The 15,402-nt window shown below is 70.9% G+C and carries 12 protein-coding genes; 1 reads left to right on the plus strand and 11 read right to left on the minus strand.

The features are described from left to right. Positions 1 to 811 precede the first annotated feature (811 nt). From ACGF8B_RS21670 to ACGF8B_RS21715, 10 genes are all read right to left on the minus strand, one after another. The gene (locus tag ACGF8B_RS21670) at positions 812 to 1,234 is read right to left on the minus strand and encodes a hypothetical protein (RefSeq protein ID WP_392740858.1); all 423 of its coding nucleotides are present in this window, start codon (positions 1,232 to 1,234) and stop codon (positions 812 to 814) included. A 195-nt stretch (positions 1,235 to 1,429) separates the two neighbouring features. Further along, on the minus strand, positions 1,430 to 3,781 hold the full coding sequence (locus ACGF8B_RS21675) for a xanthine dehydrogenase family protein molybdopterin-binding subunit (protein WP_392740860.1): 2,352 nt from the start codon (positions 3,779 to 3,781) through the stop codon (positions 1,430 to 1,432). Then, positions 3,778 to 5,832, minus strand: a complete 2,055-nt coding sequence (locus tag ACGF8B_RS21680) for a 2Fe-2S iron-sulfur cluster-binding protein (RefSeq protein WP_392740863.1) — start codon at positions 5,830 to 5,832, stop codon at positions 3,778 to 3,780. The genes ACGF8B_RS21675 and ACGF8B_RS21680 overlap by 4 nt, the downstream gene beginning before the upstream one ends. After that, positions 5,829 to 6,722 (minus strand): FAD binding domain-containing protein, encoded by an 894-nt coding sequence (locus tag ACGF8B_RS21685; protein WP_392740866.1) that lies wholly within the window; start codon positions 6,720 to 6,722, stop codon positions 5,829 to 5,831. The genes ACGF8B_RS21680 and ACGF8B_RS21685 overlap by 4 nt, the downstream gene beginning before the upstream one ends. A 336-nt stretch (positions 6,723 to 7,058) precedes the next feature. Then, positions 7,059 to 8,819: a beta-N-acetylhexosaminidase gene (locus ACGF8B_RS21690; RefSeq protein ID WP_392741029.1), complete on the minus strand. Its 1,761-nt coding sequence runs from the start codon at positions 8,817 to 8,819 to the stop codon at positions 7,059 to 7,061. A gap of 10 nt (positions 8,820 to 8,829) precedes the next feature. Beyond that, entirely contained in the window at positions 8,830 to 9,678 is an 849-nt protein-coding gene (locus ACGF8B_RS21695; protein WP_392740869.1) for a carbohydrate ABC transporter permease, read from the minus strand. Further along, positions 9,675 to 10,646 carry a carbohydrate ABC transporter permease gene (locus ACGF8B_RS21700; RefSeq protein ID WP_392740872.1) on the minus strand — a complete coding sequence of 324 codons (972 nt, stop codon included), beginning with the start codon at positions 10,644 to 10,646 and terminating at the stop codon, positions 9,675 to 9,677. Before ACGF8B_RS21700 ends, ACGF8B_RS21695 begins: the two co-directional genes overlap by 4 nt. Before the next feature lie 2 nt (positions 10,647 to 10,648). Further along, positions 10,649 to 11,953, minus strand: a complete 1,305-nt coding sequence (locus ACGF8B_RS21705) for an extracellular solute-binding protein (RefSeq protein WP_392740874.1) — start codon at positions 11,951 to 11,953, stop codon at positions 10,649 to 10,651. 212 nt (positions 11,954 to 12,165) lie between these two features. Further along, positions 12,166 to 12,459, minus strand: a complete 294-nt coding sequence (locus tag ACGF8B_RS21710) for a DUF3039 domain-containing protein (RefSeq protein ID WP_072484142.1) — start codon at positions 12,457 to 12,459, stop codon at positions 12,166 to 12,168. Between the two features lie 30 nt (positions 12,460 to 12,489). Continuing rightward, positions 12,490 to 13,050 carry a YqgE/AlgH family protein gene (locus ACGF8B_RS21715; protein ID WP_266732557.1) on the minus strand — a complete coding sequence of 187 codons (561 nt, stop codon included), beginning with the start codon at positions 13,048 to 13,050 and terminating at the stop codon, positions 12,490 to 12,492. 276 nt (positions 13,051 to 13,326) lie between these two features. On the opposite strand from ACGF8B_RS21715, the gene murA reads away from it, so the two are divergent. Next, positions 13,327 to 14,667, plus strand: coding sequence for a UDP-N-acetylglucosamine 1-carboxyvinyltransferase (gene murA / locus ACGF8B_RS21720; protein ID WP_124723249.1), 1,341 nt, complete (start codon positions 13,327 to 13,329; stop codon positions 14,665 to 14,667). Between the two features lie 204 nt (positions 14,668 to 14,871). Here murA and ACGF8B_RS21725 read toward each other — a convergent pair whose 3' ends face one another. Continuing rightward, complete coding sequence (locus tag ACGF8B_RS21725; RefSeq protein ID WP_003968811.1) at positions 14,872 to 15,153, minus strand: HU family DNA-binding protein; 282 nt, start codon at positions 15,151 to 15,153, stop codon at positions 14,872 to 14,874. Between the last annotated feature and the right edge of the window lie 249 nt (positions 15,154 to 15,402).

The following is a 15,402-nucleotide window of genomic DNA, read 5'->3' on the forward strand; positions in this document are numbered from 1 at the left end:
CGATCCCCATGCCCACCGGCTTGGAGACGGAGGGTGACATCGTGTGCGGGGTGGCAACCACGCTCCCGGCAGGCGCGGTCACATCAGCCGTGGCTTCAGCGCGGTGTCCTGATACACCGTGGTGTACCGCGCCGCTGGTAGCAGATGCGGGCGCCGTCTCCGGCGAAACTTGTCCGTTCTGTCGCCCGTCGCGCGTGTCAGCCCGTCGCAGAGCAATCGCCCCCGGCAAAGCCGGAAACACCGGCTTCTCCAGAGACGTCATCTGCGACGACGAGAAGGTGTACGCCTGCGACAGCCTCCGCATCTGCGCGGCCGCCTCGTCACGGTTCTTCTTTCCGGACTCGATCAGCGTCTCTGCGGACTTCCTCGCCACATCCGAGGCATCCGGGTCGTTCCGGGCAGCGAGAGCAGCCTCCAGGTTCGCCCGGGCACCCGCCTCCGTCCGTGGAATGGACGCCTGCGCCGACGCAACAGCGTTCGATGCCTCGCCGAGCCACTTGGAGACGCCCTCGCTGTAATCACCAAGGCGCAGCGTCGCATTGGCCAGATCTGCACTCCATGTGCGGAACGCATCAGCCCCTTGGCCCTTCCACTCCACCCACTGCGGGCGGACCTTCAGGTCCTCGGCGATCTTGCTGATCTCGGAAGCCGCTTTCGCGAGACGGTCCGACGCTGCCTGCATCTCGCCGCTGTTGGCGCGGTCCAACCACTCCAGCATCTGCTCGTGTGTCTTTTTGTCGAAATCCGTACCCATGGCGCCCCCTCTCCCCGTCCCCTGTCATCCGCGCGCAGAGCACATCGACCATCAGCGTCAGAAGACGGTGCCGTCGGACGTGTGGCGCTGCTCGGCCTTGTGGTGGGCGCTCATGCTGTTCTGGATCGCGAGCATGCGGCCCCGGATGTCCAGGTCGACGTTCTCGTAGCCCTTGTGGGCCCCGAGCACGGCGATGCTCATGCCCTCGATGGAGTCGGAGAGCAGCTGGGACAGCTCCTCCAGCTCCTTGATGACCTTGGAGTACGAGCCGTGCAGGGCGTCCGCCTCCGACCACTCGCCCTTGCCGCCGCCGAACCGGTCCCGTCCCATCGTGTCTTCGCCGACCTTCCCCGGGCCCGCCGGAGAGGTCTTGAGGTCGTGCAGGAGGACGTCGATGCGGTCGCGGAACTTCGTGAACGACGAGAGCTCGATGACCAGTTCGCCCGCGACTCCCGGGGACACCGCCCCCGCGGCCCCCACCGCTCCGATGACATGCCATGGGTATGCCGGGGATTCTGCCCCCGGACCGCTCTGCCCCACATCGCCCTCCCCCCGTTCGGCGACAGCCGGTCGGCGCATCGGCCCTCGGCTTCACTGGTCACCCTAGTGAGCAGTGATGACACCGCGCATTTCCGGGTTGCGTCCGCAACCCGGATCAGGCCATCCGCGTGGGCATCAGGAGTTGGACGCCGCCACCGCTGCCTGGGGCCTGATGGGGAGGCGGTTGATCGGGCGGCCGGTGGCTGCTCGTACGGCGGCGGCCACTGCTGCCGGGGACGTCACCACGGGGACCGCCGAGGCGGGCTTGGCACCGAAGGGGGCCACCACGTCGCGTTCCTCGACGAGTTTGACGATGCGGATCTCGGGGGCGTCCAGGGCGGTCGGGAGGGCGTAGCCGGTGAGGTCGGGGTGGCGGATCAGGCCGCGGGCGCTGCGGAGGTTCTCGGTGAGGGCGGCGCCGATGCCCTGGGTGATGCCGGCCTCGATGCGGGTCGCCAGCTGGGACGGGTTGAGGATCCGGCCGACGTCCTGGGCGATGGCCATCTCCACGACCCGGACGGAGCCGAGTTCGATGTCCACGTCCACCACCGCGCGGATCGCGCAGAAGGCGAGGCCGACGAAGGCGTCGCCCTGGCCGGATTCGTCGAGGGGCTCGGTCGGGTGGGGGCGGCACTGGGCGGTGGCCCAGAGTTCCTTGCCGTCCATCGCCTCGGTGACCGTCGTGGACAGCACACCGTCGTACGAGGTGATCTTGCCGTCGGCGATCTGCAGCAGTTCCGTGGACATGCCGAACTTGTGGGCCAGCGGCTGGAGGAGCTGGGTGCGGACCATCTTGGCGGCGCGTTCCACCGCCCCGGCCGAGACCCAGGTGTGGCGGCCGTGCGTGGCCGGGCCCGCCGGGGGCTGGTCGGTGTCGACGGACGCGACGTGGACCTCTTCGATGCCCAGGGTCTCCTGGACGACCTGGCGGGCGAGGGTCGAGAAGCCCTGACCCGTCTCGACCGCCGCGCAGATGACCGTGGCGATGCCGTCGTGGACCCTGACGGTGGCCGTGGAGACCTCGTCGGTGCCTTCCGCGCCGAGCATGTGGACCATGCCGAGCGCGTAGCCGACCCCTCGGCGCACCGCACCGGGTTCGCCCGCGCCCTCGGGGCCGCCGGGAAGCAGCCAGTCGTCCTCCGGGGAGTCCTTGGGCAGGGCGGGAAGGGGGAATTCCCTTACGGATTCAAGGAGTTCGGCCACCGGTGCCGGGCAGGTCACCGTCTGGCCGGTGGGCAGGATGTCGCCGGTGGACAGGGCGTTGCGCAGGCGCAGTTCGGCCGGGTCGATGCCGAGCTTGGCGGCCAGCTTGTCCATCTGGCCCTCGTATGCCGCGCAGACCTGCATCGCGCCCTCGCCGCGGACGTGTCCGGACGGCGGGTTGTTCGTACGGACCGCCCAGCCCTCGATGAAGGCGTGCGGGACGACGTAGGGGCCGCAGGCGAACGCGACCGCGGCGGCCAGCGACTCGGACGAGGAGTCGGCGTACGCGCCCGCGTCGAGCAGGATCTGCGCCTCGACCTTCACCAGCCGGCCCTCGGCGTCCGCGTGGTGGCGGTAGCGCAGCAGCGTGGGATGCCGGTGGGAGTGTCCGAGGAAGGACTCCTCGCGGGTGGCGGCCAGCTTGACCGGGCAGCCGGTGCGCAGGGCGAGCAGGCCGAGCGGGAGCTGGAAACCGGGTTCTTCGCGGTCGCCGGTCGCGCCGGGGACACCCGTGACGACGACCTTCACCCGGTCCGGTTCGAGGCCGAAGCAGGCGGCGGCGAGATCACGGTCGGTGTGCGGGTCGGTGGAGGCGGTGTAGATCTCCACACCGCCGTCGGGACGCGGCACCGCGAGCCCGGCCTCGGCGCCGATGGGGGCCGGGTCCTGGCGGCCGATGCGGTACAGGCCCTCGACCACGACCTCGCCGGTGGCCTCGGGGTCGCCGTACTGGAGCGGGATGTGGCGGATCAGGTTGCCGTCGGGGTGCAGCGGTTCGGCGGCGAAGGCCTTCTCCGGGTCGGTGACCGGTTCCAGGACCTCGTACTCGACGGCGATGGCCGCGGCGGCGAGCCTGGCCGTGTCCGGGTGGTCGGCGGCGACCGCGGCGATCGGCTCGCCGTGGTGGCGGACCAGGTCGGACGCGAAGACCGGACGGTCGACGACCCGGCGTCCGTAGGTGGTCTCCCCCGGGATGTCCTCGTGCGTGATGACGGCCCGCACCCCCGCCATCTCGACGGCGGCCGAGGTGTCGATGGACAGGATCCGGGCGTGCGGATGCGGGGAGCGCAGGACGGCGGCCCAGAGCAGGCCCTCGGCCCAGAGGTCGGCGGCGTACGGGAAGGTGCCCTCGGTCTTGGCGCGCGCGTCGGCGGGGGGCAGCGAGACGCCGAGGCCGAGCGCGGGCGGCTCGGTGTCGGGGCCCTCGGCCGTCGGGTCGGTGCCCGTCTGGGTGGTGATCCGTGTGCTGGTCGCGTTGGCAGCGGTGGCTGCGTCGTTGCTCACGCCATGCCTCCGTCCTGCGGGTGCGGCTGGACTCCACCGGCGCCGGGGGCCGCCTGGTGCGGGATGCGGGCCTCGTCGGACTCCGGGGACGGGGAGTCCGACGAGGCGAGGTCGGCGGCGGCCTCGCGGCCCGCGATGACCTCGTTGACGGCGTCCAGGACACCGCGGTAGCCGGAGCAGCGGCAGAGGTTCCCGCAGAGCGCCTGGCGCGTCTCCAGTTCGCTGGGGGCGTGGTTGCCCTCCAGCAGGTCGTGGACGGTCATGGCCATGCCGGGGATGCAGAAACCGCACTGGACGGCACCGCACTTGGCCAGGGCGCGCTGGACGTCGGAGGGCTCGCCGTCCACGGCGAGACCCTCGACCGTACGCACCTCGCTGCCGGCCGCGGTGGCCGCGGGGACCAGGCAGGAGGCGACCAGCCTGCCGTCCACCTGGACGTTGCACGCTCCGCACTCGCCCTGCGAGCAGCCGTCCTTGGCGCCGGCGAGGCCGAGGCGCTCGCGGAGCACGTAGAGGAGCGACTCGCCGATCCAGGCGTCGGTGACGGGGCGGTCGGCGCCGTTCACGTGCAGGACGTAGGACGCGGCGGGGTGGTCGTCGGGAACGCCGAGCGGGCCGGATTCTTCCGGTTGAGGGTCGGGCAGCGAGGGATCAGACTGCTGAGGATCGGTCTGCTGAGGATCGGTCTGCTGGAGATCGACCGGCTGGAGATCGGCCGGCTGGGGATCAGACGGCCCAGACTCCTGGGGGGCTGCTTCGGGGTCGGTCACCGGCACCGGGGGCGCTGCGGCTTCGAGGTCCGCCGCAGGCTGCGCGTCCTCGGACTCGGACACCGGCTCCGACACCGGATCGGGCTTCGGCTCCGGGTCCCGCTCCGGCTCCGGCTCCGGCTCCGGCTCCGCGGGGTGCCCGGAGGCGGCGTCGACCGTGTCGGCAACGGCTTCGGAGGGCGCTTCCGGAGCGTGCGGAACGGCGGCGGCACCGTCCGGTACCGGGGTGGGCTCCGCCGCCACGGCAGGCTCCGGGACCGGTACTGCCTCGGGGGCGTGCGGGGTGTCCGCGTACGTTACGGACGACGCCTCGACCGGTGCCTGCTCGAACTCGGCTCCCGGCGTGTGCTCCGGCTCCCGGTCCGTGTCCGTCAGGAGCGCGGGATCGACCGCGAGGTCTGCCCCGGCCCCGGCCTCGTGCTGCTCGGTCGAGGGCGCCGCGACGGGCTCCGGGGCCTGCTCCCGTACCGGTTCCTGCACCGGCTCCTGCGTCGCCCACGGTGCGGGTGCGCCGCCCGGCAGCGTGGCCGGCGGGGTCCGGTCCCCGTACCACTGGGCCGCCAGGGCCGAGGCCGCGAACTCGCCCGACTCCTCCGGGAGATCGCCGTCGGCGACCGGGATCGTCCACTGGCCGGTGTGACCCGTGTGGTCGGGGTGGCCACCGTGCTGCCCGGTCTGGTCGACGGGAGCGGTGTGGTCGGGGTGGCCCTGCTGACCCACCCGGCCCGTGTGGATGCCGTACTCCGTGGACTCGGTGAAGTTCCACTGGCCCGTGGCCGCCGGGTTCTCGCGGTACTGCTCCTGCGCGTACGGATCGTGCAGGGCCTGCGGGGTCTGCGGCTCCTGGGGGGCATGAGGGACGTGCGGGGCCTGGGGGGCCTGCTGCGGGTACTCGTACTCGTAGTCGTACGGGCCCTGCTGATGGTTCGGGCCCTGCTGATGGTTCGTGGCCTGCTGCTGGTTCGGGTCCGGCCAGTGCACCGACCCGGGGGCCTGCTGCTCCGCCTCCGTACCGTGCTCCTGCCGGCTCTGCGTCTGCATGATCCAGCTGCCCGTGGCCGACGGGTCGAGCCCGGCCGCCGGGGTCAGCGGCACGATCATCGGCGGTACGTAGCCGTGGCCGGGCGCGGCCAGCGGGATGTTCGCCAGGTCCTCCGGCGGCAGGTGGACGAAGGCGGTCGCCTCCGCGTCGTACTCGCCGCCCTGCGGCGTCGGCTGCCAGCCCCCGTGCCGCAGGTGCTCCTGCTGCCCGTGCCGATCGTTGTGTTCTTCGTTGCTCACGACAGTGCCCTCCCCAGCGCTCGTCGGGCCAGCGCGGCGACGGTCCGCCGCAGGTGCAGTACGGCGGGGGGCAGCGGTACTGCCTCGCCCCCGTCGGACGGCGGCTGGTCCGGGATGCAGGCCGCGGCGACGTACTCGCCGAAGGCGGCCAGCGCGTCGGGGGCCAGGCCCCGTTCGCCGTCCCAGTCGATCAGTGAGGCGATCCAGCGTTCGGCCTCCAGCGGGCGCAGCGGCATCGGCGCGATGGCGCCGACCGCGCAGCGCACTCCGCGCCGGGCCGGGTCGAGGACGATCGCCACGGACGCGGTGGCGCGGCCGGGGCCGGTGCGGCCGGTGGCCTTCAGGAAGACCTGGGGGGCGTGCAGCAGGGGTACCCGTACGAAGCCGATGAGTTCGGCGGGTTCGAGCATGTCGCGGCCGGCCAGCAGATGGGAGACCGGGATCTCGCGCCGTGCGCCGCCCGTACCCGCGATGACCAGCTCGGCCTCCAGCGCGGCGAGCACCGGCAGGGCGTCACCGGTCGGGGCCGCGGTGGCGATGTTGCCGCCGAGCGTTCCGGCGTTGCGGATCTGGGGCGGGCCGGCGGCGCGTGCCGACGCGGCCAGTGCGGGGATCAGGGCCGCGAAGTCGGGCCGTCCCATGCGTGCGTGGGTGAGGCCGGCGCCGAGCAGGGCGTGGCCGTCCTGGTAGTGCCAGCCGCGCAGCTCGCTGATCCGGCCGAGGCCGACCAGGCCCGAGGGGCGCAGCAGCCCCTTGTTGACGGCCGACATCAGGTCTGTACCGCCCGCCACGGGAACGGCGGCAGGCATGGCTCCGAGCGCCGCCACGGCCTCGTCGAGCGAGGCCGGCAGCGTCACGGACTGCGTCGCCTGCGGTGCGTGCGTGGTCAACCCAGCTGCCCCTTCCCGGTGTCCCGGCTGTCCGGCTGTTTCGCCGTACGGTACGTGCTCGAAGCCTGGACGTGGCAACTCTGGCACATCTTCGGATCGGACCGACGCGAGGGTCCGCGAAGGGCGTATCCATCCCTGATCAGGGGAATGTTCCCGTTTCACCCTGCTTCGGCGCAGAGTGTGAATTGCAGTTCTTCGGTACGGCTCGTGGGCGATTGTTCTGTTCTGGCCTCTGAGTGCCGCGTTCCGTTGCGCCAGGGCGAGTTCCGGACAAAAAAACCGTCGGCCGGCCCGCTCCTCAGGAGTGGGCCGGCCGACGGCCGGGTGCGGTCGGGATCACACGTTCGGGGGCACCCCGTCGATGGGTCGTCCCAGCACTCCGGGTCGCTGCTGACGGGGCAGCGGGCCGGCCGGCGGCCGGTAGTCGACGCCGAGGGCGTCGAGCCGGGCGTAGTGCGTGGTCATCCGGCGCTCGAAGGCGGCGAAGTCCCGCTCGGCGGATACGGGCAGCGGTGACCAGGCGACCTCCGCGAACGCCGCGAGGCGCGGGAAGACCTGGTAGTCGACGCGGGCCCGGTTCTGCATCACCTCGGTCCAGACATTGGCCTGGGTGCCCAGGATGTGACGGGCCGCCTCCTCGGAGAGGCCCGCCGGTACGGGTTCGAAGCGGTAGACGTCCTCCAGGGTGCGGACGAAGCCGATGGGCATCGGCTCGTCGGGGCCGCCGTCCTGACGGTGGTCCAGGTACACGTGCTGCTCCGGGCACATCACGACGTCGTGGCCGGCCTCGGCGGCGGCGATGCCTCCGCCGTAGCCCCGCCAGGACGACACGGCGGCGCCCGCCGGGAGGCCGCCCTCCAGGATCTCGTCCCAGCCGATCAGCCGGCGGCCGCGCGCGGTCAGCCAGGTGTCGAAGTGCCGGATGATCCAGGACTGCAGCTCGTCCTCGTTGGCCAGGCCGAATTCCGCGATCCTGGCCTGGGCGACCGCCGAGTCCTTCCACTGCTCCTTGCGGCACTCGTCGCCGCCGATGTGGATGAACGGCGAGGTGGCGGCGGGGAAGAGGTCGAGCACCTCTTCGAGGACGCCCTCGAAGAAGCGCAGGGTGTTGTCGGTGGGGGTGAGTACGTTCGCGTTGATGCCCCAGGTGTCCCAGACGGAGAGGGCGGTGGTGTCGACGACGTCCGCGTTGCCCAGTTCGGGGTACGCGGCGATGGCGGCCTGCGAGTGGCCGGGGATGTCGATCTCGGGGACGACCCGGATGTGCCGCTCGGCGGCGTACGCGACGATCTCGCGGATGTCGTCCTGCGTGTAGTACCCGCCGTGCGGGGTCTCGTCCCACAGCTCGGAGGCCCGGTGGCCGTGCTTGGTGCGCGAGCGCCAGGAGCCGACCTCGGTGAGCCGGGGGAAGCGCTTGATCTCGATGCGCCAGCCCTGGTCGTCGGTGAGGTGGAAGTGGAAGACGTTCAGCTTGTGCGCGGCGAGGAGGTCGAGATAGCGCAGCACGTCGTCCTTGGGCAGGAAGTGCCGTGCCACGTCGAGCATCATGCCGCGCCAGGGGAAGCGGGGGGCGTCCTCGATGTCCGCGAAGGGGATCGCGCGTTGTGTGCCGGGGCTGACGGGTGCGCGGCGGAAGGCCTCGGGGCCCAGGAGCTGACGGAGGGTCTGCGCGCCCCAGAAGACCCCGGCGGGGCTGCCCCCGGTGATCTCCACGCCGGTGCCGGCCCCGGTGCTCAGCCGGTAGCCCTCCGGTTCCAGTGCCGGGTCGATGGCCAGCCGGACGGTGTCGGCGGCGTGTTCGCCGCCGGGGGCCAGCGGCAGGCCGAAGGCGGCGCCGAGCGTGGTGCGCAGCCAGCGTTCGGTGTTCTCCGTGCCGGGGGCCGCCGTGATGGTGGTGGACGGGCCGAACAGGAAGCCGCGGCGCCCTTCACCACCGGCGCGCACGGGCGCCGGGATCAAGTCGGGTGCCGGGATCACGTCGGATGCCGGGATCACGTCGGATGCCGGGACCGGCTCGGGCGCCGGGATCACGTCGGATGCCGGGATCGGGCCGGAGATCGGGCCGGAGGTCGGGCCGGAGGTCGGGTCCATGTCCATGGCCATGGCGTCAGTCCTTTACCGCTCCGCCGAGTCCTGAGACCAGGCGGCGCTGTACGAGTACGAAGAAGACCAGAACGGGAACGGTCATCACCGTCGAGGCTGCCATGATCCCTCCCCAGTCGTTCTCATCGGGTTTGAAGAAGACCAGCAGCGCCATGGGGAGCGTCGACTGGGAGGTGTCGCTGATGATGAACGACTTCGCGAACAGGAAGTCGTTCCAGGTGGAGATGAACGAGAAGACGCTGGTCGCCACCAGGCCGGGGAAGACCAGCGGGAAGAGGATCTGCCACAGGAAGCGGGTGCGGCTCGCGCCGTCGATGTACGCGGCCTCCTCCAGTGCCTCCGGGACGGCCTTGACGAAGCCTCGCAGCATCCAGATCGCGAACGGCAGCGAGAAGGCCAGGTGCGGCAGGATCAGCGAACCGAGCGTGTTCAGCTGGCCGAAGTCCCGCATCAGGAAGAACAGCGGGATGGTCAGCGCCTCGACCGGCACCATCTGCGCGACCAGGAACATGATCAGCAGCGTGGTCCGGAAGCGGAACCTGAACCGGGTCACGGCCGTCGCCGCCAGGAAGGCGATCAGCGCGGAGGCGATGACGACCGTGCCGGCGACGAGCAGGCTGTTGAGGAAGTACCGCCCGAAGTCGTTCTGTTCGAAGACCCGCCGGAACGAGTCGAGGGACGGCGACAGCGTCCACGGCCGGGGGTCGGTGGACTGGATCTCTCCGGCCGGTTTGAGCGCGGAAAGCACCATCCAGTACAGCGGGAAGGCGACCGCGGCGGCGATCAGCAGGGCCGCGGCCTCGGCGGCCAGCCGGCCGGGCCGGCGGACGCGCAGCATGCTCCGTGCGCTCACAGTTCCTCCCCCTGACGCCGCACCAGCCGCAGATAGACGAGCGTGACGGCCAGCAGGATCACCAGCATCACGACGCCGATCGCCGAGCCGAGGCTGTACTGCGAGGACGCGAACGCCTTCTGGTACGCGTACACGTTGAGCACCAGGTTCTGGCCGGCGATGCCGCCGCCGTTGGTCATGACGTAGATCTGGGTGAAGACCTTGAAGTCCCAGATGATCGACTGGATGGTGACGACGACGAGGATCGGCCGCAGCATCGGGGCCATGACCGACCGCCAGATCCGCCACTGCGAGGCGCCGTCCAGCGCGGCCGCCTCCAGCACCTCGGTGGGGATCGCCCGGATGCCCGCGTACACGGTCACCATCACGAACGGGAACGAGCACCACAGGACTTCCAGCAGCACCAGGGCGAAGGCGCTGTAGCGCCCGTACGTCCAGGAGAAGTCGCCGAGCCCCAGCACCCGGTTGACCGGGCCGAAGTCCGGGTCGAAGAGGAACACCCAGACGGTGGACCCGGTGATCGCCGGGGTCGCCCAGGCACCGAGCGCGGCCATCATCAGGGCGAGCCGCGGCAGGGCGCGGATCCGGGTCAGCAGGACGGCCAGCGCGCAGCCGACGAGCAGGGTGGCCAGTACGCAGACGGCGGCGAAGGCCACGGTCGCCAGCAGCACCTGCCAGAACTGGCCGTCGCCGAAGAGCGTCGCGTAGTTCCCGAAGCCCTGGAAGGTGGTCGGTTCACCGCCGCTGACCTGGGCCTGGGTGTACTCCAGGAAGGAGATCAGGCCGAGTTGGTAGATCGGGTAGACGAGCAGCCCGCCGAGCAGGACGAGCGCGGGCAGGAGGTAGAGCCAGGGGGTCCAGCCGGAGCGGCGCGCGGGCGAGGACTGGCGGCGCCGGAGCGGGCGCGGGGCCGTGCCGCCCGCGCCGGCGGCGCCGGGCGCTTTGTACGCCGTGGTGTTCGCGGTCATGGTCAGCCCGCGTCGGTGAACGCGGCGTCCATCTTCTTCGCCGCGTCGTCCGCGGCCCCGGCCACGTCCTTACGGCCGCTGACGATCTCCTGGAACATCGTCGGCAGGATCAGCGAGGAGTCGATCTGGCCCCAGCCCGGCGAGGCCGGGACGAACCTGGCGCCCGCGCCGAGGGTCTTGACGAACGGTTCGACGAACGGCTCCTTCTTCGCGGCCGCGTCCCGTACGTCGGTGTAGGTCGGCAGGAAGCCCATCGCGTCGAACATCTTGGTCTGGGTCTGCTTGCCGGTCAGGGACTTCATCAGGTCCACGGCGAGGGTGCGGTGCGGGCTGCTCTTCAGTACGCCGATGTTGTTCCCGCCCGCGAACGCGGGGGCGACGGAGCCCTCGGCGACTCCGGGCAGCGGCACCACCGCGTACTTGCCCTTCACCGATCCGGCCTCGACGGCGGTGTGGCTGAAGTCGCCGCCGATCGCCATGGCGGCCTTGCCGGAGGCGAAGGCGGTGACGGTGGCGTTGCCGCCCATGGCCGCGCACTTGGCGGCCGGGCAGTTGTCGTCGCCGAAGAGCGAGGTGTAGGCCTCGATGCCCTTGCGGGCCTTGTCGCTGTTGATGGCGGCCTTGTACGTACCGCCGTTCTCGTCGGCGAGTTCGCCGCCGGCCGCCCAGATGAACGGCATCGCACCGTAGGTGTACGCGCCGCCGACCGCGAGCCCGTACAGGTCCGGCTTCTTCCTGTGGATCTTCTTGGCGGTGGAGATCAGCTCGGCCTGGGTCTTGGGGGCCTCGATCCCCAGCTCGCCGAAGACGTCCGTGCGGTAGTACAGCGCCCGTACGCCGACGAAGAGCGGGGCGCCGTAGATCTTGCCGTCCACCGTCACGGACTGCTTGGCGGTCGGGTCGGTGTCCTTGGCCTCGTCCCAGGCGGTGAACTCGGCGCTCACGTCGGCGAGTCCGCCGTCCTTGACGTATCCGGCGGTGTCGGTGTTGCCGTACTCGATGAGGTCGGGGGCGCTCTTGGGGTCGTTGAACGCCGCCTTGATGCGCTGGGCACGGGTGTCGACCGGTATGTACTCGACCTCGACCTCCGCACCCTTGTGGGCCTTCTCGAAGTCGGCGACCGCCGCGTCGACGACCTGTTCCTTGGGCTTGTTGCCGACTTCCTGGAAGAGCCAGACACGCAGCGTGCCGGTCTTCTCGTCCCCCTTGGCTCCGGTGTCGGAGGTCTGCGGCGCGCAGGCGGTGGCGGTGAGACCCGCCAGCACAAGCGCCGCGGCCGGGGCGGCAATTCGGGCAGAAAGCTTCATCCGGGAACCCCTACCGGTCGGCGTTGCAACATACGCAACGGTCGTTTCGTTCTGCACAACTGGCAGGAGAGTAGGTGCGCACGCAGACGCCGACAAGTGGTCTCTACCACTCTGTGACCCGGGGAAGCAGCCCGTGCAACGCGAAGGGCCCCCGGGGCGCGCGTTGAGCGCGCCCCGGGGGCCCGAAGCAATGTCGCCGGACTGCTTCCGGACTACTTCTTGTCCTTGCCGCCCTTGCCCTTGTCCTTGTCGCCACCGGCGCCCATGGACTCGTAGATCTCCTTGCACATGGGGCAGACCGGGTACTTCTTGGGGTCGCGCCCCGGCACCCAGACCTTCCCGCACAGCGCGACCACGGGGGTGCCCTCCAGGGCGCTCGCCATGATCTTGTCCTTCTGGACGTAATGGGCGTAGCGCTCGTGGTCGCCGTCGCCGTTCGACACCTGCGGGGTCGGCTCTACGAGGGTGCCCGTACCTGCCCCGCGCTCGGGCTCAAGAGTGCTCATAACCGCCAAGGGTACCGACCGCCCGGAGCTTCAGTTCAGCGAAGGGTCGTCCGGATACGTGGCGATCATCGCCAGTTCGCTGCGCTGGCGGCGCAGGACCGCGCGCCAGAGGTGCTCCGGGCGCGGGAAGGAGACGTCCCCGGGTTCCGACTCCACGACGTACCAGGCACCCTCGGTCAGTTCGGTCTCCAGCTGTCCGGGGCCCCAGCCCGCGTACCCGGCGAAGATCCGCAGCGAGCCCAGCGCCGCCGCCAGCAGCTCCGGCGGCGCCTCCAGGTCCACCAGGCCGATCGCCCCGTACACCCGGCGCCAGCCGAGCGGACCCTCGTCGCCGGGGATCACGGCCACACCGAGCGCCGAGTCGAGCGAGACCGGGCCGCCCTGGAACACGACGTCCGGCTCACCGGTCAGGCCGGCCCAGGGCGTGAGGATGTCACCGACGCCGACCGGGGTCGGGCGGTTCAGGACCACGCCGAGTGAGCCCTCCTCGTCGTGGTCGAGCAGGAGCACCACCGCGCGGTCGAAATTCGGGTCCGCGAGCGCGGGTGTGGCCACGAGCAGTCGCCCTGTGAGCGAGGACACCTCGGTCATGGCAGAAATGATCCCGCATCTTCGCCCGCCGCGGGGACCAAGTGGACCGCCCGGTCACCGGCCGGGCCGGAGCGCAGCTCAGGGCGCACGGATGCATGGGGAGCGCGCGATCCGGAGGGCCTTGCGGACGGTAACCCTCCGCAAGTCTCGGGGAGCAGAGCGTGTTGTGGCGGATTCATGACGTTCGTACACCCCCTGTTCTCTTACGGAACGGGGGTGGTCGGCCATTACTCTTTCGTTTGGCCCCCTGCCCGACCACTCCGGAACGCGAGATTCATGACCGGCACAGACGATGTCCTGCTTGTCCACGGCGGAACCCCGCTGGAGGGCGAGATCCGCGTCAGAGGCGCCAAGAACCTGGTGCCGAAGGCGATGGTCGCCGCGCTGCTCGGCAGCGGGCCCAGTCGGCTGCGCAACGTGCCCGACATCCGCGACGTGCGGGTGGTCCGGGGGCTGCTCCAGCTGCACGGCGTGACGGTCCGGCCCGGTGACGAACCGGGTGAGCTGATCCTGGACCCGACCCATGTGGAGAGCGCCAACGTCGCCGACATCGACGCCCACGCGGGCTCCTCGCGCATCCCGATCCTGTTCTGCGGCCCGCTGCTGCACCGGCTCGGCCACGCGTTCATCCCGGGGCTCGGCGGCTGCGACATCGGCGGCCGGCCGATCGACTTCCACTTCGACGTGCTTCGGCAGTTCGGCGCGACCATCGAGAAGCGGGCGGACGGGCAGTACCTGGAGGCCCCGCAGCGGCTGCGCGGCACGAAGATCCGGCTGCCGTACCCGTCGGTGGGCTCCACCGAGCAGGTGCTGCTGACGGCCGTGCTGGCCGAGGGCGTCACCGAGCTGTCCAACGCGGCCGTGGAGCCGGAGATCGAGGACCTCATCTGCGTACTGCAGAAGATGGGCGCGATCATCTCGATGGACACCGACCGGACGATCCGGATCACCGGTGTCGACCGGCTGGACGGTTACACCCACCGGGCCATCCCGGACCGCCTGGAGGCGGCCTCCTGGGCGTCCGCGGCGCTGGCCACCGAGGGCAACATCTACGTACGGGGCGCACAGCAGCGCTCGATGATGACGTTCCTCAACACCTTCCGCCGGGTCGGCGGTGCCTTCGAGATCGACGACGAGGGCATCCGCTTCTGGCACCCGGGCGGCGCGCTGAACGCCATCGCCCTGGAGACGGACGTGCACCCCGGCTTCCAGACCGACTGGCAGCAGCCGCTGGTGGTGGCCCTGACGCAGGCCACGGGCCTGTCCATCGTCCACGAGACGGTGTACGAGTCCCGGCTCGGCTTCACCTCCGCGCTCAACCAGATGGGCGCGCACATCCAGCTCTACCGCGAGTGCCTGGGCGGCTCCGACTGCCGCTTCGGCCAGCGCAACTTCCTGCACTCGGCGGTCGTGTCCGGACCGACCCGGCTGCAGGGCGCGGACCTGGTCATCCCGGACCTGCGCGGCGGCTTCTCGTACCTGATCGCCGCACTGGCGGCGCAGGGCACCTCGCGGGTGCACGGCATCGACCTGATCAACCGCGGCTACGAGAACTTCATGGACAAGCTGGAGAAGCTGGGCGCGAAGGTCGAGCTGCCGGGCGGGGCGCTGGTCTGAGACCGCGCGCCGGAAGGCTGCTGACGGGGGTTCGGGGCGCTGCCCCGGGCCCCCGTTCCCCGTTTTCCGGCCCCTGTTCCCCGCCGAACGGGGCCCGGGGGCTCGATACCGGGCCGCAGAGGCCCAGAACGGGGCCTCTCGGGCCGGTACACCGAAGGGCGGTCACCCTGGTGGGGTGACCGCCCTTCGTCGCGCCTGTGGGGCTTACTTGCCCTTGGCGGCTTCCTTGAGCTTGGAGCCCGCGGAGACCTTCACGCTGTAGCCGGCCGGGATGTTGATCGGGTCGCCGGTCTGCGGGTTACGAGCGGTGCGAGCGGCACGGTGGGTGCGCTCGAAGGTCAGGAAGCCGGGGATGGTGACCTTCTCGTCGCCCTTGGCGACGATCTCACCGACGGTCTCGGCGAGGGCGGCCAGAACGGCGTCGGCGTCCTTGCGAGTCACCTCGGCGCGGTCGGCCAGGGCGGCCACCAGCTCACTGCGGTTCATGTTGTTACTCCCGTGTTCTTCTTGCCTGTGAGGCGTGAGATCGAAGCCGATGCTGCCAGGGCCCTCGGACAGTCCCCGGACCCGGGTCTGTCGTCAGACCCTCGCGCCCGATTACGCATCCTGCCCCCACCTGCGGCGGTAACGCCAATCCGGCACCCTCCGGAGTCACACGAAAAGCGCCACGGCCTCTTCGTGGTGACGTTCCGTCGACTCCCCGAAAGCGTTCCGCAGCGAATGCGGGGCCTGCGC

The sequence above is a fragment of the Streptomyces sp. NPDC047917 genome, assembly GCF_043204345.1.
GTDB lineage: Bacteria > Actinomycetota > Actinomycetes > Streptomycetales > Streptomycetaceae > Streptomyces > Streptomyces sanglieri.